Genomic DNA, 19,243 nt, shown 5'->3' with positions numbered 1-19,243 from the left:
AAAAATGGCGGCCGCTCAGAACCACATGCGCACGCCGGCCACGAAGCGCGTCTCGCCGGCGCGGCCGCCGGAGGTACGGATCATGTCCGCCGTGTTGCCGAAGGCCTGGTAGCGCTCGACGCCGATATACGGCGCGAACTGCCGGCTGATCTCATAGCGCAGGCGCACGCCCACGGTGCCGCTGGACAGGCCGCTGCCGATGCCGGTCTCGGGGTCGTTCTTGCCGTACAGGTTCGCTTCGATGCGCGGCTGCAGGATCAGGCGCTGCGTCAGCAGCAACTCGTACTCGGCGGCAAGCCGCAACGCGGTGCGGCCGCTGGTGCCGAGGTAGGCGGTGGCGTCGACCTCGAACCAGTACGGCGCCAGCCCCTGGATGCCGAATGCCAGCCAGTTGCGCGCGGGCCGGCCGCTGCCGGCATCGTTGCGCAGGCCCAGCTGGGTATCCCAGTAGGTGGCCACGGCATGGCCCCACAGCAGTTCGGTGCGGGCGTCATGCATCTTTCCCTTGGCGGCCTCGCCTTCGGCCTTCAGCACGAGCTTGTCGTAGCTGTTGCCGAACCACGCCTGCGCCTCGTAGGCCGCGGCGTTTTCGCCGCTGGCGTGCGCCCACTCCAGTCGGTCGACCAGCACGGAAGCGAACAGGTGCTCGTCGGCCATCACCAGCTGGCGCTTGTCGCCCAGCGCGTACTTGCCGACGCCGAGCTGGTAGCCGCCGGAATACGCGTTCGGATCGCGCGCATCGGGCGGGGCGCTGCCGCCCTGCATCTTCATGTCGCCGTGATCCATCGCGCCGGATTGCTGCATCGGCTGCATGGGTTCCATGGGCTGCATCGGTTCCATGGGCTGCATCGGTTCCATGTCTTGCGTCGGGGAGGTGTCCTGCGCCGGCACACCATGGCCCTGGTGGCCCGCGTGCGGATCCTGCGCCGACGCGGCGCCCATCGCGGCCAATGCCAGCACGGCGGCCACGACATGGGTGGCTGGCCTGGCCAGCGAACGGGAAGCCTTCTTCATTGCCGTCATCACGCCACCACCACTTCGCGGAACATGCCCGCATCCATATGCATCATCAGGTGGCAATGCCAGGCCCAGCGTCCCAGCGCATCGGCGGTGACGAGGAAGCTGATGCGCTGTGCCGGCTGCACGGGGATGGTGTGGCGCCGCGCCTGGAAGCTGCCGTCCGGCGCTTCCAGTTCGCTCCACATGCCGTGCAGGTGCATCGGGTGAGTCATCATGGTGTCGTTGTGCAGGATCACGCGCAGCCGTTCTCCGTGCTTGAAATAGATCGGCGTCGACTTGCCGAACTCCACGCCGTCGAACGACCACGTGTAGCGTTCCATGTTGCCGGTCAGGTGCAGTTCGACTTCGCGGCCCGGGCCGCGCGGATCCATCGGTCCGCCGATGGTGTGCTGGTCGGCCAGCGTCAGCACGCGCCGGCCGTTGTTGCGCAGGCCGATGCCGGGATCGTCGAGATTGGTGCGTGCCGTGTCGACGCGCATGTCGGTGCCGGCGCCATACTCGGTGCGGGCGTGGCGCGCGGCCTTGCTCGGCACCTTGAGCGACGCCTCGGCCGGCATCGCCGCCATGCCGTGCTGGCTGTGGTCCATGCCGTGCTGGCTGTGGTCCATGCCCGGCATCGCGCCATGGTTCATCGCGGCCATGCCATGCATGCTGCCGTGGTCCATGCCATGCATGCTGCCGTGGTCCATGCCATGCGCGCCGCCATGGCCCATGCCACCCATGCCACCCATGTCGCCCATCATGTCCGCCATGGTCAGCCACTCCGGCTTGTCCAGCGCGGGCACGGGCGCCGACAGTCCTTCGCGCACGGCCAGCGTGCCGCGCGCATACCCGGTGCGGTCGATCGACTGCGCGAAGATGGTGTAGGCGTCGTCCTGCGGCGCGACCACGACGTCGCAGGTCTCGCCCGGGCCGAAGCGGAATTCGTCGACAGTGACCGGCTCCAGGTCCTGCCCGTCGGCCTGCACCACGCGCAGCTTCAGGCCGGGAATGCGCACGTCATAGAAGGTATTGCCCGAGCCGTTGATAAAGCGCAGCCGCACGGTTTCGCCGCGGCGGAACAGCCCGGTCCAGTTGCCGGCAGGTGTGACGCCATTGGTCAGGTAGGTCAGCGTGGCGCCGGACAGGTCCGCGAGATCGGTCGGGCTCATCCGCATCTGGTTCCACATGCGGCGCTTGTCCAGCGCCTGCTTCATCCCGTCGCGTGCCGCGTCGCGGAAGAAGTCGACGGCGGTCGGCTGGTTGTAGTTGTAGTAGTCGCTCTGCACCTTCAGCTTGGTCAGCACCCGCATCGGGTCTTCGTCGGTCCAGTCGGACAGCAGTACGGTGTGGTCGCGGTCGGCATGTCCGTGCTCGCGGCCCGCTGCCGGGTCGATGACGATGCCGCCGTAGACGCCTGTCATCTCCTGGAAACCGGAGTGCGAGTGGTACCAGTAGCTGCCCTGCTGAGCCACCTTGAAGCGGTAGGTGAAGGTCTCGCCCGGGGCAATGCCGGCAAAGCTGATGCCCGGCACGCCGTCCATCTCGAACGGCAGGATAATGCCGTGCCAGTGGATCGAGGTCGCCTCGCGCAGCCGGTTGGTGACGCGGATGGTGACGGTGTCGCCCTCGCGCCAGCGCAGCGTCGGGCCCGGCAGCATGCCGTTGATGGTGGTCGCCACCATCGGCTTGCCGGTGAAGTTGACCAGCGACTCGCCGATCACGAGGTCGAATTCGGTGCCGCGCAGCACCGGCGCGGTTCCCGCCGCGGCGGCAGCGGTGGCGCGGTGGGGCGTGCCGGCCAGCGCGCTGGCGCCGCCAAGCCCCGCCAGCCCGGCGACCACGCCGCCGGCCACCAGTCCCTGGACGAAGCGGCGGCGTGGCAGGTCGGGAGGCGTGGGCAGCAAGAGGCCCGTAGGTCGGTGGCGTCGCATGGCTTCACTTTGTTGATCAAGGCAAGCCAAGCGTAGCCGGCGCCACCCTACCCTCGCCTGACCGGAACATGACAATCCGGTAATCTTCCGGTCATGTTCTCGCGCGCCGCGCGCGCATACAGTTGCCGCAACCATTGATTACAAGGAATCCAGGGCCGATGAAACTGCTGGTAGTGGAAGACGAGTCCAAGACCGGGGAGTACCTGCGCCAGGGCCTGACGGAAGCGGGCTTTGTCGTCGACCTGGTGCACAACGGCCTGGACGGCCAGCACCTGGCCATGACCGAGCCCTACGACCTTGTCATCCTCGACGTGATGCTGCCGGACATGGACGGCTGGCGCATCGTACAGGCGCTGCGCGCCGCCGAAAACGCCGTGCCGGTGCTGTTCCTGACCGCTCGCGACAGCGTGGCGGACCGCGTCAAGGGACTGGAGCTGGGCGCCGACGACTACCTGGTCAAGCCCTTCGCTTTCTCCGAACTGCTGGCGCGCGTACGCACCCTGCTGCGTCGCGGCGCCGCGCATATGGCGCTCGACCGGATCCAGGTGGCCGACCTTGTGCTCGACCTGGGCCGCCGGCGCGCCACACGGGCCGGGCGCCGCATCACGCTGACCAGCAAGGAGTTCGCGCTGCTCGAACTGCTGGCGCGGCGCCGCGGCGAAGTGCTGCCGCGCTCGCTGATCGCCTCGCAGGTGTGGGACATGAACTTCGACAGCGACAGCAACGTGATCGACGTGGCCATCCGCCGCCTGCGCGCCAAGATCGACGACGGCTTCGAGCCCCGGCTGATCCAGACCGTGCGCGGCATGGGCTATGTGCTGGAGGCGCCGGACCCGGGGGATGCGGCATGAAGGCCCGGCTGTCGCTGACGGCGCGGCTCACGATCCTGTTTTCGCTGTCGTCGGCGGTGGTGCTGCTGGGGCTGGGCATGCTGATCTGGCTGGCGATGGACAGCCATTTCGCCGACGAAGACTATGCCGTGCTGGACGACAACGTGCGCCTGGTCCGCAAGATCGCGGCCGAAGGCCCGATGGCGTCGCTGCCGCAGCGGCTGGGGCAGGCGCTGGAGCACCATCCCGGCTTCGTCGCCGAGGTGCGCAACGCGGATGGCCAACGCGTGTACGCGACGCATGGTTTCGATTTCGGCCCCGCGCGGGCCACCGCCGCGGCGCTGCCTGCGGATCGCGACACCTTCGCCTGGGAGCAGCACGGACAGGCCTACCGCGGCTTGCGCGCCGTGGCGCAGGCGCCGGGTGCCGGCGCGCTGCGCATCGTGGTCGGCATGGACACCGCGCTGCATGCGCACTTCATGCAGGCGTTCCGCAAGTCGCTGGCCTTCTACACCGCGCTGGCGGCGCTGGCCAGCGGGTTGCTGGGCTGGTGGGCGGCGCGCCGCGGGCTGGCGCCGCTGCGCACCATGGCATCGCGCGCGCGCACGGTCACCGCGCACAAGCTCGACGAGCGCATGCCGGTAGAAGCGGTGCCGGTGGAAATGGCCGACCTGGCCGCCACGCTCAACGCCATGCTCGCGCGGCTGCAGGACGACTTCAGGCGCCTGTCGGAATTCTCCTCCGACCTGGCGCATGAGTTGCGCACGCCGATCACCAACCTGATGACGCAGACCGACGTGGTGCTGTCGCAGCCGCGCGATGCGGCCAAGTACCGCGAGGTGCTGGCGTCAAACGCCGAGGAGCTGCAGCGGCTCGCGCGCATGGTGTCCGACATGCTGTTCCTGGCCAAGATGGAACACGGCATCACGCTACCCAGCGCCGAGCCCATCGCGCTCGAGCAGGAAGTCGCGGCCCTGTTCGACTTCTACGATGCGCTGGCAGAAGACAAGGGCGTGCAGCTGCGGCAGCACGGCAGCGGCCGCATCACCGGCGACCGGCTGATGGTGCGGCGCGCGCTCAGCAACCTGCTGTCGAACGCGCTGCGGCACGCCGCCGCGGGCAAGCCGATCATGGTGACGATCGTGCCGCGCGCCAGCGCGCAGGACGGCGCGGACGCAGTGGATATCGTGGTCGAAAACGAAGGCGAAACCATTCCGCCGGAATTCGTGCCGTCGCTGTTCGACCGTTTTTCGCGCGCCGACAAGTCGCGGGCGCGGCCAGAATCGGACGGCACCGGGCTGGGCCTGGCGATCACGCAGGCGATCATGGCCGCGCACGGCGGCGCCATCGCCGCCGAGTCAATCGCGGGCAGGACGCGCTTCGTGCTGACGTTCCGCGCGCGGCGCGAACGGGACACCGTGCGGACTTGACGGCCGGCGGGCTGCACGGCGCGCAAAAAAAACGCCCGAGCCAGTAAGGCCGTTGGGGGAGCTGGCAAGGGCGCAAAGACCGCCGGATGCGGCTCCAGCGGCGGTCCGATGCTACGCAATTCCGCCCTGATCGAATGGCAACAATTGTGTCGGCGGACCTGCGCTTAACCCGCCGGCAATTCGATCCGGAATGTCGCGCCGGCACCTGCCGCGCTCTGCACCGTGACCTTGCCGCCATGCCGTTCGGCCACCGCGCGCACCAGCACCAGGCCCAGCCCCGTGCCGTCCGGCGCGCCCTGCCGGCCCTCGTGCAGGCGCACGAAGGGCTCGAACAGCCGCGCCTGGTCGGCCTCGTCGATGCCGGGGCCGTGGTCCTGCACCGCGATCACGAAATGCTGGTGCGCGTGCGTCAGCGTCACCGCCACCTCGGCACCGTGTGGGCTAAATTTGATCGCGTTGCTGACCACGTTGGCGATGGCCCGCACCAGCAGCGCGGGCTCGCCACGCAGCACGGCGGGCTCGTCGGGCAGGTCGACCTGCAGCGATACGCTGCGGGCATTGGCCAGCGCCCATAGCTGATCGGTGGCATCCAGCACCAGGCCGCCAAGCTCGACCTCGGTAAAGGCGAGCGACTGCGACTCGGCGCGCGCCACGCTGATGAAATCGTCGGCCAGCGTCATGGTGCGGCGCGCGTGGGCGGCGATGCGGTGCAGCACGGCGTGCGCGGCGCGATGGTGGCCGTCGTCGGTGTCGGTGTCGGCGGCGTCATCGGTGTCTGCGATGTCGGCGGCATTGCGGCGGGCGCGGCGCTCGTGCAGCTCGATCAGCGCCAGGATCGATGCCTGCGGCGAGCGCATGTCATGCGACAGGAAGCGCAGCATCTGCTCGCGCTGGCGCTCGGCCACGCGGATCGCCGTGATGTCGGTGACGCTGACGATCAGCCCCGCCACCGCGCCGGATTCTCCGTGCAGCGGCGCGCCGTGCACCAGGTAGCGGCGGTCGCCACGCCCGGCCACCTCGATGCCGCCCTCGGGCACGGGCTCCTGCCCCGGCCGGACCCCGGCATGGCGGTCATGCAGCGCGTGCCAGTACGCCAGCGCCGGCGCGGGCGCCGGGAACAGCGCCTCGATCACGTCGCGGATCGGCGGGCGCGGCTGGCCGGAATCGCCTGCCGCGGCCATGTTCCCGAGCACCGCCGGCGCCAGCGCCACGCAGCGGCGGTTGGCCAGCATCACGCCGCCCGCCAGGTCGCAGATGGCGGTGGCATCGGGCAGGCTTTCCACCCCGTCGGAGAGGAATCGGCGCATGCCGCGCAGCCTGGCGCTCATGCCATAGACGGCGCGCATGCGGCTGTCCAGCGTGGCGCCGGTGTAGTGCGGTGCCGGCATCAGTCCCGGCTCGCGCTCCAGCCGCGCCAGTTCGTCGGCCAGGAAGCGCAGCGCCGCTTCCTGGCGGCGCCACGCCCACAGCGGGTAGAACAGCAGGCAGCCCAGCGCCGCCGCGGCCGGGGCGAACCAGAACCGTGCTAACGCCAGCAGCGCCAGCGAGCCGCCCAGCAGGGCCGCCAGCAGCAGCCCGGTGGCGACCAGCGCGCCACGCGGCGGCAAACGCAGCGCGGCCAGCGCCGCCAGCAGCACCGCCAGCAGCGTTCCCGCGAGCTGCCAGCCGCGCGGCACCGCCAGGATGGCGTCGCCGTCGGTCAGCGCCTGCAGCGTATTGGCCAGGATCTCGACGCCGCTCATGCCGCGGCCGTCGCGCGACACCGGGGTGGGCAGCACATCGCCCATGCCGGTGGCCATGGCGCCGACCAGCACCGCCTTGCCGGCAAAGCGCGCGGGATCGACGCGGCCTTCCAGCACGTCGCGCGCCGACACGCGCGCAAAGGTGCCGGGCGGGCCGGCGTAGGGAATGCGCAGGCGGCCGCTGCGCTGCCAGCCGTTGCTTTCGGCGACGCGAGCGGCTTCGTGGCGGTAGCTGTCGAGCGCGCGCGGTGCGCGTCCCGGTTCTGCCAGCATGCCGGCCATCACCGCCGCAAGGTGCGGCACGCCGGCGCCCTCGACCGGCTGCGGCCCTTCGCGCAGCCAGACCTGGCGCGCCACGCCGTCGGTATCGACCACCATGTTGATATGGCCGACCGCGGCGCCCAGCCCCGCCAGCGGATAGCGCACCAGCATGCCGCCGGTGCCGCCGGTGCTCGGTTCGGCCACCACCGGCAGCACCACATTGCCCGCCTGCGCCAGGCTGCGCGCCAGCAGCGCATCGTCCTGCGGATAGCGGGTGTCGCGCTCGGACAGGATCACGTCGACGCCGATCACGCGCGGGCCGCCGGCGGCAATGCGCTCGACCAGTTGCCCCAGCACCGCGCGGCGCCAGGGCCAGCGGCCGATGGCGGTGATGCTGGCGTCGTCGATGGCGACGATGACGATGTCGTCGCGGGCGGGATGGTGCTGGGCGGCGATGGCGGTGTCGTAGGCGGCCAGGTCGGCGCGTTCGGTCCAGCCCTGGCGCGCGGCCAGCAGCACCAGCGCCAGCACCGCCGCGACCAGCACGCACCATTCTGCCAGCGTGCGGCGGCCGAAGGCGCGCCCCGGCGCGATCGGCGCGTCCGGCTCCGGCGCCGCGGCGGGCTCAGTGGAGGCGGATGCGGCCACCGCCAACCGTCCCGCCACCCGCGCCGCCACCTGTCCCGCCACCCGCGCCGATGGCACCGCCATTGCCGTCCATCAGGTAGGTGAAGACCTCGATGCGCTGCGGCGTGGAGAAGGCCGCCGGGTCGGGCGCTGTCCCCGGCGCCGCGCGGGCGACCCGCACGTAGTAGACGCCGGGCGCCGGACGCGGCAGCTCGATGGCGTTGGTTTCGCTGTGCTGGTCCACCAGCAGCGTGGCAAAGCCGGCATCGGCCGACAACTGGACCCGGTAGCCGGTGCCCGCGCCACGGTCGGCGGGCCAGCCGATCTGCAGTGTCTTGCCGTCGTCCTGCATCGACGGCACCGGGCCCGGCGGCTCGACGCGATAGGCGACCGGCGCCGACCAGGGACCGGGCCGGCCCGCGGCGTCGACGCTGCGCACGCGCCACCAGTACTGGCCCGGCGCCTGCGGCTGCGCGCTGGCCGGCTCGGCGGCGGGATGCAGTGCCACCTCGCTGGCGAAGCCGGCATCCGTGGCCACGGCCAGTTCATAGCTGCCGGCGCCGGGCACCGCCGCCCAGGCGAACGCCACCGTCTCGCCATAGCGCACCGCATCGGCGGCTGGCTGCAGCGTGAACGGCGCTGGCGGGTTCAGCCGCACGGCCACCGGCGCCTGCGCGGCAAGGCCGGTCAGCCGGTTGGCGTCGATGGCGCTGACGGCAAGATAGAGCGTGCCTTCCGGCAGGCCCTCCGGACGCGCGCGGGTGTCGGTGGTGGTGCCGCTCCAGGCCAGTTCGGTCAGCGCCGCGTCGCGCGCCACCGTGACACGGTACGCGCTGGCGCCGGGCACCGGCTGCCAGGCGGCGTCGAAGGCCGGGCCCAGCACGGTATCGGCGGGGGGCAGCAACACCGGCGCCGGCAACAGCGCCACCGGCTGCGACAGCCGGCCACGATCGGACACGCCGACGCCGTAGCCGGCGCTCACTTGCGCCGCCGCCGTCATGGCGCGACCGGCGGGTACGGGCCTGGCCTGGCGCGCCGCGCTGATGCCCACGCGGCCTTCCAGCACCTCGCTGCGGCTGCCGGCGGCGTCGGCCGCAACCCGGTAGCTGGTGCCGCGCACGCCCGTGACCATCATCGGCGTATGCAGCTCGAAGCGGCCCACGCCGCTGCCCTCGGGCGCCACGCGGGTATCGGCGCCGCCCTGGTCGATGCGGATCACGGTATCGGTCAGGCCGCTGCGCGCGAACGTACGCAGCCGGCGCACGGCCACCGTGGTATTTGGCGGCAACGTGATGCGGCTGCGATCGGGCAGTTCCAGCGTGACCGAGCCGGCCGCCGGGGTCTCGATCCGTGCCGATTCGTCCAGCGACATGCCCACCTGCACCGCACGGCCGTTGGCGCGCACTTCGCCGTTGACATAGACCACGCGCGCCGACGCGGCCTGCTCGGGGATCTGGCTCAGCGGGATGCGCAGCCGCGAACCGGGCACCAGCCGGTAGGGATCCGCCACGCCGTTGAGCCGCTGCAGCGTGCGCCAGCCATCGGACGAGGCCATGTAGCGCTCGGCCAGCCCGATCAGGGTATCGCCCGGCTCCACCAGGTACAGGAAATCGGCGCCCTCCGCGCCCGCCGGCCCGCCCTGGGCCGGACCCGCCACGCCGGCCAACCAGGCCAGCGCAGCCGTGCCAATCCACTTACGCATCCGCCGCGGCCTCTTCAGCTTCCGCTTCGCCAGCGGAAATTTCCTCAAAGCGATAGCCGTGCGAATACACCGACGTCAGCCGCACGCCGTTTTCGGGGCGCAACGCCAGCTTCAGCCGCAGCCGCGAGATATGGGTATCGAGCGTGCGCGAGCCGGCGCCCATGGCGCGGCCCCAGACCGCCTGCTCCACCACCTCGCGCGCCAGCAGGCGCCCGGTATTGCGGAACAGGAACAGGGCCAGCTCATACTCGCGCGGCGACAGCTGCACGGGCTGGCCGCCGATGGTAATGGCGCGGGTATGGGGATCGACGGTGTAGTTACCGCGCCGGATCAGCTCGACTTCCTGCGCGGCCTCGGGATAGGCGCGGCGCAGCAGCGAGCGCACGCGCGCGACCAGCTCGCCGGCGCGGATGGGCTTGAGCATGTAGTCGTCGGCGCCGACGCTCAGGCCGGCGACGATGTCGGCCTCGCCGGTACGGCTGGTGACAAACAGGATCGGCGGCATGTTGCCGGACTTCTGGCGCACCCAGCTGACCAGTTCATAGCCGCTGGTGCCGGGCAACTGCCAGTCGACCATCAGCAGGTCAAACGCCCGTTCGCGCAGCGCGCGCAGGAAATCGGCGCCATTGGCGAACGATTCGCACTCGAAACCGGCCTCGCCCAAAATCTGCCGGATCAGTTCGGCCTGATCCGGATCGTCCTCCACCGAGGCAATTCTCATCCACTCCCCCCTGCCTACTGCGACTGCCACTGCGACTGCGCGCCGGGCAATACTGACGGCTGCTCTGATATCCACCCTGGCGGGCGCGGCCCATGGTCAATCGCGCGGCAAGCGTGGCCGAAGCAAGCCGGAAGTCGCAATGTTACCTAACAGCGACACCCGCCGTCGAGGCTACCGACGAGGGGCATGCCGCAACATGCCGGGATCGGCCATCGATCCGAGGCGAAAAACCGGCCAATCGCAACGATCGCGGGCGAGCGGGGGCGGCGGACTGGCGGACCGGCGGTGGGAGAGCCCGCGAACACTCAGGCGCGGCATGCAGGGGTTCACCCTATATACGTTGCACGAGAATCGTTCTGCGAAATGGAGCGCTGCGGCATTTCTCCCGCCGGATTTGCCCCAAACTATTGCCGCCCACACCCGAACGGGCAAAAACATCCCCCGAATGTGGTAATGCATTTGAAACAAAGCGAAACAAATGCACCGAAACACGGACCTTCCGCACCAGGAGCCCGCATTCGGCGCGCATTCAAGGTGCACCCGTCTGAAATTCAGTCCAAACCGCGCAGGCAAGCACACTCAGGGAATTCACTGAATCGAATGCGAAGTAGAAGACGTTAATATCTCCTATCGGAACCTCTCATCATGATTAGGCGCTTCGCCTGATTGACACATCGGGAAAATTCGGCAGAATGATTCCCACTTGTGCAGCGCCCTTTGGGGTGTGTCATTTGGTGTGTTGTTCCGTGACGTTTTCGGTTGTCACGACAGCGACATATCGAGGTCATACGGATGCAGCAGCGGAACCAAAACAATCCGTTGCCTGCGTTGCACACGGTGTATAACGAGCGTTTTTCGCTCATTTTGAAATCCAAGGTTGAGATAGATATGGAAACCGGTACCGTTAAGTGGTTCAACGACGCCAAGGGCTTCGGCTTCATCACGCCGGACGCAGGCGGCAACGATCTGTTCGCGCACTTCTCCGCAATCGAAGGCTCGGGCTTCAAGTCGTTGAAGGAAGGCCAGAAGGTGCGCTACGTCAAGGCCATGGGCCAGAAGGGCGAGCAAGCCACCAAGATTCAGGCCGTCTGATACCGGTTTAGGACCGGCCCGGTCCCGCGGCGTCTCGCGACGCCGCGCCGGCCAGCAAGCCCCGCAGCTCCGGCGCGGGGCTTTTCTTTTGCGCGCCGGCAATGCGCTGCCGCCTCCCTGCCGCCGGCCAGGGCGCCGCGATGCCAGGGTTGATGTTGCTATAATCGCCCGACCCACAACCACCGCCCGCGCATGGGCGCGCACACCGTTGCGTGCGAAGCGCGGGAAGGTATGCAGCGTGTCGAGGAGTTACGTGGCCGGTACTCAGATCGCAACGCAAGACACCCCCGCCGCCGTGGCCGGCTCCAGCGCGGGAGCCGCCGCCTCTGCCGGCAGTTCCTTCCATGCCGCACTGCGCATCCTGCCGGCGCACCAGCGCCAGGCCATGTTCGAGATCTACGCGTTTTGCCGCGCGGTCGACGACATCGCCGACGGCAACGCTCCGCATGCGGAGCGCCTGGCAGGGCTCGATGCCTGGCGCAGCGACATCGCCGCCTGCTACGCGGGCAGCCCGCCCGCGGCGCTGCAGCCGCTGGCCGTGCAGATCCGCGCCTTCGACCTGCAGCAGCAGGATCTCCTCGCCGTCATCGACGGCATGACCATGGACGTGGTGCAGGACATCCGCGCCCCCGACGCCGCCACCCTCGACCTGTATTGCGACCGCGTGGCGAGCGCGGTGGGGCGGCTGGCGGTGCGCGTGTTCGGCCTGGAAACGTCGTGCGGCATCGCGCTGGCGCACCACCTGGGGCGAGCGCTGCAGCTGACCAACATCCTGCGCGACATCGACGAGGATGCCGCCATCGGCCGCCTCTACCTGCCGGCCGAGGCGCTGGCCGCCGCCGGCATCGATGCCGCGGGCGCCACGCCGCAGGCGGTGGTCGCGCACGCGGCAATCGGCCAGGCTTGCGCGGCGCTGGCCCTGGAAGCGCAGGCGCACTACGACCAGGCCGACGCCATCATGGCGCGCTGCCCGGCACGGCTGGTGCGCTCGCCGCGCATCATGGCCGACGTCTACCACCGCATCCTCGCGCGCCTGCGCATGCAGGGCTGGCGGGCACCGCGCCAGCGCGTGCGCCTGCCGCGCGCGCAGTTGCTCTGGATCATGCTGCGCCACGCCATTGGCTGAGCGCCGCATGCCGTTGCCGGCGATGTAAGCCGATGCAAGCCGAGGCCGGGCGCGGATCATCCCGCCCGCGCCGGCACAAGGAGTCCGCATGTCGATCAACGAGACCGCCTTGGGCACGACAGCCCCGCCTGTCCGGGTCGCCGCCGATCCGGCGTTCGCCCCTGCTTTCGCCCAGCGATCTGCCGCACAGGAGCTCGACCACGGCATCGGCCTCGCGGTCGATGCGCTGCTGCACCAGCAGCGCCCCGATGGCCACTGGGTCTACGAGCTGGAAGCCGACGCCACCATCCCGGCCGAATACGTGCTGCTGGTGCATTACCTGGGCGAGGCGCCCGACCTGGCGCTCGAAGCGCGCATCGCGCGCTACCTGCGCCGCATCCAGAACGCCGATGGCGGCTGGCCGCTGTTCCATGACGGCAAGGCGGACATCAGCGCCAGCGTCAAGGCCTACTTCGCGCTGAAGATGGCGGGCGACGATCCGCAGGCGCCGCACATGGCGCGCGCGCGCCAGGCCATCCATGCCATGGGCGGCGCCGAGGCCAGCAACGTGTTTACGCGCACGCTGCTGGCGCTGTACGGCGTGATGCCGTGGTCGGCGGTGCCGATGATGCCCGTGGAAATCATGCTGCTGCCGCGCTGGTTCCCGTTCCACCTGTCCAAGGTCTCTTACTGGGCGCGCACGGTGATCGTGCCGCTGCTGGTGCTGAACAGCCTGCGCCCGCGCGCGCGCAACCCGCGCGGGATCGGCATCGACGAACTCTTCTCCAACCCGCGCCGCAGCGTCGGCCTCGCGCCGCGCGCGCCGCACCAGCACGCCGGCTGGTACAACCTGTTCCGCGGGCTCGACGCGCTGCTGCGCGTGGCCGAGCCGGCGTTCCCGCGCGTGCTGCGCCGGCGCGCCATCGCCGCGGCGCAAAGGTTCGTGCGCGAGCGGCTGAATGGCGAGGACGGGCTCGGCGCGATCTTTCCGGCGATGGCCAACAGCGTGATGATGTTCGACGTGCTGGGCGTGCCGGCCGACGATCCCGCGCGCGCGGTGGCCCGGCACGCGGTCGAGCGGCTGCTGGTCGAGCATGGCGACGAGGCCTACTGCCAGCCCTGCCTGTCGCCGGTGTGGGACACCGCGCTGGCCGCGCAAGCGCTGCTCGAGACCGGAGAGGCGCGCGCGGCCGCGGCCGTGGGGCGCGCGCTGGACTGGCTCAAGCCGCTGCAGGTGCTGGACGTGCGCGGCGACTGGAGCGTGCGCCGCCCGCGGGTGCGCCCGGGTGGATGGGCCTTCCAGTACGCCAACGCGCATTACCCGGATGTCGACGACACCGCCGTGGTGGCGGCGGCGATGGACCGCTACATGCGCGAACACGCCACGCCCGGCCGCTACGACGAAGCCGTGGCACGCGCGGCCGAATGGATCGTCGGCATGCAGAGCGGCAACGGCGGCTGGGGTGCGTTCGAGCCCGAGAACACGCACCTGTACCTGAACAACATCCCCTTCGCCGACCACGGCGCGCTGCTGGACCCGCCCACCGCGGATGTCTCGGCGCGCTGCCTGTCGATGCTGTGCCAGACCGGCGCCACGCCCGCCAGCAGCGAGCCCGCCGCGCGCGCGCTGCGCTACCTGCTGGCCGAGCAGCTGCCGGATGGCAGCTGGTTCGGCCGCTGGGGCACCAACTACATCTACGGCACCTGGAGCGCGCTGTGCGCGCTGAATGCGGCCGGCCTGGGGCCCGACGCGCCCGCGGTGCGGCGCGCCGCCGACTGGCTGGCCGGAATCCAGAACGACGACGGCGGCTGGGGCGAAGACGGCGCCAGCTACCGGCTCGACTACCGCGGCTATGAGGCCGCGCCCAGCGTGGCATCGCAGACTGCCTGGGCCTTGCTGGCGCTGATGGCGGCCGGCGCCGTGCAACACCCGGCGGTCGCGCGCGGCATCGGCTACCTGCTGCGCACGCAGCGCCCGCCGCAGGAAGGCGGGCTCTGGCACGAGCCGCGCTTCACCGCCGTGGGTTTCCCGCGCGTGTTCTACCTGCGCTACCACGGATACGCGCGCTATTTCCCGCTGTGGGCGCTGGCGCGCTACCGCAACCTGCGGCGCGGCGGTGACGGTGGCGGTGAGGGTGTCGCTGAGGGCCGCGTGGCGTGGGGCCTGTGAACGCGCCCTTCGTCATGGTCGTCACCGGCATGGATTTCGAGGCCGGCATCGCCGCCGGCCCGCATTGCCGCGTGGTGCACGGGCTGCGCGGCGTCGCGCTGGAGCAGGAGGTGTCGGCCATGGCCAGCCGCGCGTGCCGGGGCATCGTCAGCTTCGGCGTCGCCGGCGGGCTGGACCCGGCGCTGGCGCCCGGCGACCTGGTCATTGCCGATGAGATCCGCGCGCCCGGCGAACGCTACGACACCGCGCCGGACTGGACCCATGCGCTGCACGCGGCGCTGCCGCATGCCCGGGTCGGCCCCATCGCCGGCACGGAAGAGCCGGTGCTCGACGTCGCCGCAAAACACGCGCTGCGGCAGGCCAGCGGCGCGCTGTGCGTCGACATGGAATCGCATCTCGCCGCGCGCATGGCCGCCGCCTGCCGGCTGCCGTTCGCGGCTTGCCGCGTGGTCATCGACCCGGCCAGCCGCGCCGTGCCGGCCGCGGCGGCGGCAGGGATGGGGGAAGGCGGCAAGACCGATGTGGCGGCGGTGCTGGGCGGGCTGCTGCGCGCGCCGTGGCAATTGCCGGCGCTGCTGCGGCTGGCGGGCGATGCCGCCGCGGCGCGTGGCGCGCTGCGGGCGGCCAGGCTGGCGGTGGGCGACGGCTTTGCGTTGCGCGACGTGCTGCAGCAGTAGGCGGGCCGGTCGAGCCGAACGTCGCCCGGATTTCCTCAGCCGAACTTCCTCACCGCATCCAGCGCCAGCCCGCTGCCGATGCTGCCGAATCGGTCGCCTTCGACGCAGCGCGCCTGCGGCAGCAGTGCCGCCAGCCGCTGGCGCAGCAACGGCACGCTGCTGGAACCGCCAGTGAAGAAGATGGTATTGACGCCGTTGCCGTCCACGCCCGCGTCAACCAGCAGTTGCTGGACCGTCTTCTCGGTCCTGGCGACCAGCTTGTCGATCGACGCATCGAATTCGTCGCGCGTGATCGTCAGCATCAGCCCCTGCTCCAGCCGGTGCAGGTCGACCTCGGTGCTGGCCGCATCCGACAGCGCGATCTTGGCGCCTTCCACCTGGATCGCCAGCCAGTGGCCGGCACGCTCGCGGATCAGCCGCACCAGGCGGTCGAGGCTGACGGTGTCGGCAGCATCGCGGTAGTTGTCCATCACCACCGACCAGGCCTTGCGCGTGTAGACGTAGTTGATGGTGTGCCAGCTGGCCAGGTCGAAGTACTGGCTCGACGGCATCGCCTTGCCGTTGCGCAGCTGGCTGCCCAGCCCAAGCAGCGGCATGGCGCGCGCCAGGCTGAGCGCGCGGTCGAAGTCGGTGCCGCCGATATGCACGCCACCGTTGGCAAGGATGTCTCCCCTGCGGTCGGTCTTGCGGGCGCGTTCGGGCGACAGGCGCACCAGCGAGAAGTCCGAGGTGCCACCGCCGATATCGGCCACCAGCACCAGCTCCTCGCGCGAAATGCCGGCTTCGTAGTCGAACGCCGCGGCGATCGGCTCGTACTGGAACGCGATCTCGGCAAAGCCGGCGTCGCGCGCGATCTCGGCCAGCGTCTCTTCGGCGAGCCGGTCGGCGGCCGGGTCCTCGTCAATGAAGAACACCGGGCGGCCCAGCACCGCGTGGGTAAAGGTGGTGCCGCCGGCCTGCTCGGCGCGGGCCTTCAGCTCGCGGATGAAATGCGCCAGCAGCTTGCGGAACGGCATGGCCTGCCCCATCACCTCGGTGCTGTCGTCCATCATCGAGGTGCCGAGCAGGCTCTTGAGCGAGCGCATCAGCCGCCCTTCATAGCCGGCCAGGTAGTCGCCGAGCGCGGCGCGGCCATAGCTGACCAGCGGATCCTCGGCGTGAAAGAAGATCACCGACGGCAGCGTCACCTTGCCGTCTTCCAGCGGCAGCAGCGCCGCGGGGCGGTCGGGCCGGCTCCAGCCGACGGTTGAGTTGGACGTGCCGAAGTCCAGGCCGCATGCGTTTGACATCATTGATTCCAGATTTTCCTGCAAGACACCACATCAGTTGCCGCTGGACGCGAGTCCGGGCGGGGGCGCCATTGTAGGGCAGGCGCGCGGCGGCCCCGCGATTTCAGGCGACGGGGTCGGCGGCAGGCTCCAGCATCGGCGGGGCGTGGCCCGGCACCGGCGCGGCCATCGACGAGGCCAGCACATAGCGGTCACGCCCGTGCTCCTTGGCGCAGTACAGCGCGCGGTCGGCATCGGCGAACAGCGCGCGCCACAGGCCTTCCTTACTGCCCGGGCCGCCGCGCAGCTGGGCCACGCCGATGCTGACGCTGGCAAAGCCCTGCGCGCCCGGCAGCGCGATCGCGCGCACCTTGCGCAGGATGCGGTTGGCCAGCGCCGACGCCTGCTGCTCGTCGGTGTGCGGGCACAGGATGCAGAACTCCTCGCCGCCATAGCGCCCGGCCACGTCGGAGGCGCGGCGCGAGTTGTCCAGCGCGTGCGCCACTTCGCGCAGCACCGCATCGCCGGCATGGTGGCCGAAGGTATCGTTGACCTGCTTGAAGTAGTCGATGTCGATCACCAGGCAGGACAGCGGCAGCCCGTCGCGCTGCCAGCGCGCCACCAGCTGCAGCGCCGACATCTCCAGCGCGCCGCGGTTGAGCAGGCCGGTCAGCGCATCGACGCGCGCGCCGCTCTCGTTGTGCGCGACGATCTGCTCCATTGCCATCACGGTGAAGCCGAACAGGCCCAGCAGCGTGGCGATCAGCGGCGCCAGCATCCAGGCCGAGCCGGCGGGGCCGGCGAAGAACAGGATCATCGGCTGCGCATCGGCGCCGGCCAGCCGCATCGCATGGTCAAAGCCGGCCAGCTGCGTGGCCAGTTGCACCAGGCTGGCAACCAGCACCAGCGGGGCTCCGATGCTGCGCCGCCCGCGCCCGGCGCGCGCCAGCGTGGCAAAGGTGGCCAGCGACAACAGCGCCAGCACGCCGTAGACCACGCGCAGCACCAGCTGAGGCCCGCCGGGCAGGCCACCAACGGCCACCAGGGTGGCCAGCACGATGGTGGCGGCACTGGCCAGCGCGCCCGGGTACGCCGGTACGCCGTAATAGACGCGCACCCCGCGGTAGATCAGCAGCCAGCCGATGACGAAGGCACCCGCCCCTAACGTGCCAAGGTGGATGGTGCCTGTGGCCGCGCTCAACGCCAGCGCCAGGCCCGCGCCGGATGCCAGCACGTGCCCCGATGCCCACAGGCGTCCCGCCTCGCTCGCGCGCAGCGCGAACACCAGCCCCGCCGCGATCACCAGCGTGCTGCAGAAAAACACCATCATCACGACCGCAATGGTCTGCTGGTCCAGGTGCACGGGAATCCTCAAGGAGGCGGTCCGCCTTGCCGTCAATCGATGGGCGGGACTGGGGCCAAGGGACAGTCAAGATACGCCGCGGCAGGCCGGCGGCGCTCGGCAAACGAGCATGATAGCCCGCGTGCGCTGGCAGTTGGCACCCCCGTCTAGCCGGGGGCGTGCATGACGGGCCGGTTGTGGTGCCGGCGCCGCTGCGCGGCGTCGCATGGATAGATCCCACTGGCGTTTTTATGCAACACCCAGACCGCGTTGAAGGATGCCTCTAACGGCAACCACTCGCGCGCAAGCGGCTTGCGCGCCCCACCAGCCTCAGCATGCGCCACATTGCCACCACGCAATCGCCACTCGCTCGCGTGCAAGCGGAATTGAGGTCAAAGTTGGTTGCATTTGGTTAAGCAGGCACTGCACCGGCTGGATAAAATCATGCGTTGCCTACCGCGCCGACCGCGCAAGAATCTCGCGTCAATACTGCATCAATGACCCGCCCTGCTATTCCCGACCCTGGTATGACCGTTCCCGCCCTCTCGCTTGGCGCCATCCTGGATGACCTGCGCAGCGCACCGCGCCCGCTGACATCCGCGGAGTACGCATACCTGGCGCACCTGCGGCAACGCATCGTCACCGGCGATGCCGACTTGTGGACCACGCTGGAGACCGCCGGCGTGCCGTGCCGCGAACGCCGCCTGTCGCCCGAGGTGATGCAGGCGCTGACGGCGATCGGCCATTTGCCGATGCACTGAAGCGCACCGGCATCGCCATCTGTGACCATCTGACCGGGACCATTCCCCACCTTAACTCGGAAGCTTCACCGCCCTACCCCCGTGCGTGCGCCGCTACGATCGATTAACTTCGATCCGCCGGCAACAGGCCGCGCACCCGGGGTGCATCGCCTCCCCGCCGCGCAACGGTGCCCCAGCGCGCCGCCAGTGCCCGTCCCGGCAAGGGCACATCCATGGCATACCTTGTCAACAACAGGCGCGTCAGCTTCCTGTCGTTGCGCGCCTTCGTCGCACTGATGCAGCACCGCGACACCGCCCGCGCCGCGCAAGCGCTGGGCATACAGACCCAGAGACTCCTTTACCAGATCCGCAGCCTCGAGGCCGTGCTCGGCACGCCGCTGTTCAGCGTGGGCAGCCCCAACTGGCTGCCCACGCCCACCGGCGTCAAGGCCTTGCCCAAGGTCATGGCGATGCTGCACATCTGGGAACAGATTGCGCCGCGCCCGTGCGCCGGCCGCACCGGCCCGCCGCCGGAGTTCAGTGACGCCGCACGCCGCGGCCCGGCGTTCTGGGTCCGGCACGCGACGATGTAGCGCGGCGCGG

15 protein-coding genes are annotated in these 19,243 nt (G+C 70.2%); 8 read left to right on the top strand and 7 right to left on the bottom strand.

Going from position 1 to position 19,243, the window contains the following annotated elements; translation table 11 throughout:
- Positions 1 to 15: 15 nt before the first annotated feature.
- Entirely contained in the window at positions 16 to 1,023 is a 1,008-nt protein-coding gene (locus tag ACAD63_RS23445; protein WP_431189869.1) for a copper resistance protein B, read from the bottom strand.
- A complete protein-coding gene (locus ACAD63_RS23440) occupies positions 1,023 to 2,933 on the bottom strand; it encodes a copper resistance system multicopper oxidase (RefSeq protein WP_434034427.1) in 1,911 nt (636 codons plus the stop codon). Before ACAD63_RS23440 ends, ACAD63_RS23445 begins: the two co-directional genes overlap by 1 nt.
- A gap of 158 nt (positions 2,934 to 3,091) precedes the next feature.
- Between ACAD63_RS23440 and ACAD63_RS23435 the strand changes: the two genes are divergently transcribed.
- Positions 3,092 to 3,784 carry a heavy metal response regulator transcription factor gene (locus tag ACAD63_RS23435; RefSeq protein ID WP_195429993.1) on the top strand — a complete coding sequence of 231 codons (693 nt, stop codon included), beginning with the start codon at positions 3,092 to 3,094 and terminating at the stop codon, positions 3,782 to 3,784.
- Entirely contained in the window at positions 3,781 to 5,193 is a 1,413-nt protein-coding gene (locus ACAD63_RS23430; RefSeq protein WP_434034426.1) for a heavy metal sensor histidine kinase, read from the top strand. Before ACAD63_RS23435 ends, ACAD63_RS23430 begins: the two co-directional genes overlap by 4 nt.
- A 164-nt stretch (positions 5,194 to 5,357) precedes the next feature.
- On the opposite strand, the gene ACAD63_RS23425 is transcribed toward ACAD63_RS23430, so the two are convergent.
- From ACAD63_RS23425 to ACAD63_RS23415, 3 genes are read right to left on the bottom strand one after another with little or no spacing between them, the layout of a single operon-like run.
- Complete coding sequence (locus ACAD63_RS23425) at positions 5,358 to 7,907, bottom strand: CHASE2 domain-containing protein (RefSeq protein ID WP_434034425.1); 2,550 nt, start codon at positions 7,905 to 7,907, stop codon at positions 5,358 to 5,360.
- On the bottom strand, positions 7,822 to 9,525 hold the full coding sequence (locus tag ACAD63_RS23420; protein WP_135703165.1) for a FecR family protein: 1,704 nt from the start codon (positions 9,523 to 9,525) through the stop codon (positions 7,822 to 7,824). The genes ACAD63_RS23425 and ACAD63_RS23420 overlap by 86 nt, the downstream gene beginning before the upstream one ends.
- Complete coding sequence (locus ACAD63_RS23415) at positions 9,518 to 10,246, bottom strand: response regulator transcription factor (RefSeq protein ID WP_434034424.1); 729 nt, start codon at positions 10,244 to 10,246, stop codon at positions 9,518 to 9,520. The genes ACAD63_RS23420 and ACAD63_RS23415 overlap by 8 nt, the downstream gene beginning before the upstream one ends.
- An 888-nt stretch (positions 10,247 to 11,134) precedes the next feature.
- Here ACAD63_RS23415 and ACAD63_RS23410 point away from each other — a divergent pair.
- The 4 genes from ACAD63_RS23410 to ACAD63_RS23395 all read left to right on the top strand — a co-directional run bounded on the left by ACAD63_RS23410 (position 11,135) and on the right by ACAD63_RS23395 (position 15,290).
- On the top strand, positions 11,135 to 11,338 hold the full coding sequence (locus ACAD63_RS23410) for a cold-shock protein (RefSeq protein WP_029045406.1): 204 nt from the start codon (positions 11,135 to 11,137) through the stop codon (positions 11,336 to 11,338).
- 253 nt (positions 11,339 to 11,591) lie between these two features.
- Positions 11,592 to 12,464: a presqualene diphosphate synthase HpnD gene (gene hpnD, locus ACAD63_RS23405; protein WP_434034423.1), complete on the top strand. Its 873-nt coding sequence runs from the start codon at positions 11,592 to 11,594 to the stop codon at positions 12,462 to 12,464.
- Between the two features lie 88 nt (positions 12,465 to 12,552).
- Positions 12,553 to 14,613: a squalene--hopene cyclase gene (shc, locus tag ACAD63_RS23400; protein WP_434034422.1), complete on the top strand. Its 2,061-nt coding sequence runs from the start codon at positions 12,553 to 12,555 to the stop codon at positions 14,611 to 14,613.
- On the top strand, positions 14,610 to 15,290 hold the full coding sequence (locus ACAD63_RS23395) for a phosphorylase (RefSeq protein WP_133095881.1): 681 nt from the start codon (positions 14,610 to 14,612) through the stop codon (positions 15,288 to 15,290). Before shc ends, ACAD63_RS23395 begins: the two co-directional genes overlap by 4 nt.
- Positions 15,291 to 15,325: 35 nt before the next feature.
- Here the strand turns inward: ACAD63_RS23395 and ACAD63_RS23390 are convergent, their stop codons facing one another.
- Both ACAD63_RS23390 and ACAD63_RS23385 read right to left on the bottom strand, forming a co-directional pair.
- Positions 15,326 to 16,582, bottom strand: a complete 1,257-nt coding sequence (locus ACAD63_RS23390; protein ID WP_135703169.1) for an Hsp70 family protein — start codon at positions 16,580 to 16,582, stop codon at positions 15,326 to 15,328.
- Positions 16,583 to 16,682: 100 nt separating this feature from the next.
- Positions 16,683 to 17,921: a GGDEF domain-containing protein gene (locus ACAD63_RS23385; protein ID WP_135703971.1), complete on the bottom strand. Its 1,239-nt coding sequence runs from the start codon at positions 17,919 to 17,921 to the stop codon at positions 16,683 to 16,685.
- 506 nt (positions 17,922 to 18,427) lie between these two features.
- On the opposite strand from ACAD63_RS23385, the gene ACAD63_RS23380 reads away from it, so the two are divergent.
- Both ACAD63_RS23380 and ACAD63_RS23375 read left to right on the top strand, forming a co-directional pair.
- Complete coding sequence (locus ACAD63_RS23380; protein ID WP_195430021.1) at positions 18,428 to 18,661, top strand: IclR family transcriptional regulator; 234 nt, start codon at positions 18,428 to 18,430, stop codon at positions 18,659 to 18,661.
- Between the two features lie 212 nt (positions 18,662 to 18,873).
- Positions 18,874 to 19,233 (top strand): helix-turn-helix domain-containing protein, encoded by a 360-nt coding sequence (locus tag ACAD63_RS23375; RefSeq protein WP_133095884.1) that lies wholly within the window; start codon positions 18,874 to 18,876, stop codon positions 19,231 to 19,233.
- The last annotated feature ends 10 nt before the right edge of the window (positions 19,234 to 19,243 follow it).

The organism is Cupriavidus sp. a3 (assembly GCF_051015765.1).
GTDB classification, from domain to species: domain Bacteria; phylum Pseudomonadota; class Gammaproteobacteria; order Burkholderiales; family Burkholderiaceae; genus Cupriavidus; species Cupriavidus oxalaticus_A.
Note: the sequence above shows the minus strand (reverse complement) of the source record. Positions and strands in the feature narration are given on the sequence as shown.

What these genes read in the sequence shown, in the direction of transcription:
- ACAD63_RS23445 (WP_431189869.1), bottom strand. Translation starts at nt 1,023, where the DNA reads ATGACGGCAATGAAGAAGGCTTCCCGTTCGCTGGCCAGGCCAGCCACC.
- ACAD63_RS23440 (WP_434034427.1), bottom strand. Translation starts at nt 2,933, where the DNA reads ATGCGACGCCACCGACCTACGGGCCTCTTGCTGCCCACGCCTCCCGAC.
- ACAD63_RS23435 (WP_195429993.1), top strand. Translation starts at nt 3,092, where the DNA reads ATGAAACTGCTGGTAGTGGAAGACGAGTCCAAGACCGGGGAGTACCTG.
- ACAD63_RS23430 (WP_434034426.1), top strand. Translation starts at nt 3,781, where the DNA reads ATGAAGGCCCGGCTGTCGCTGACGGCGCGGCTCACGATCCTGTTTTCG.
- ACAD63_RS23425 (WP_434034425.1), bottom strand. Translation starts at nt 7,907, where the DNA reads ATGGCGGTGCCATCGGCGCGGGTGGCGGGACAGGTGGCGGCGCGGGTG.
- ACAD63_RS23420 (WP_135703165.1), bottom strand. Translation starts at nt 9,525, where the DNA reads ATGCGTAAGTGGATTGGCACGGCTGCGCTGGCCTGGTTGGCCGGCGTG.
- ACAD63_RS23415 (WP_434034424.1), bottom strand. Translation starts at nt 10,246, where the DNA reads ATGAGAATTGCCTCGGTGGAGGACGATCCGGATCAGGCCGAACTGATC.
- ACAD63_RS23410 (WP_029045406.1), top strand. Translation starts at nt 11,135, where the DNA reads ATGGAAACCGGTACCGTTAAGTGGTTCAACGACGCCAAGGGCTTCGGC.
- shc (WP_434034422.1), top strand. Translation starts at nt 12,553, where the DNA reads ATGTCGATCAACGAGACCGCCTTGGGCACGACAGCCCCGCCTGTCCGG.
- ACAD63_RS23390 (WP_135703169.1), bottom strand. Translation starts at nt 16,582, where the DNA reads ATGATGTCAAACGCATGCGGCCTGGACTTCGGCACGTCCAACTCAACC.
- ACAD63_RS23380 (WP_195430021.1), top strand. Translation starts at nt 18,428, where the DNA reads ATGACCGTTCCCGCCCTCTCGCTTGGCGCCATCCTGGATGACCTGCGC.
- ACAD63_RS23375 (WP_133095884.1), top strand. Translation starts at nt 18,874, where the DNA reads ATGGCATACCTTGTCAACAACAGGCGCGTCAGCTTCCTGTCGTTGCGC.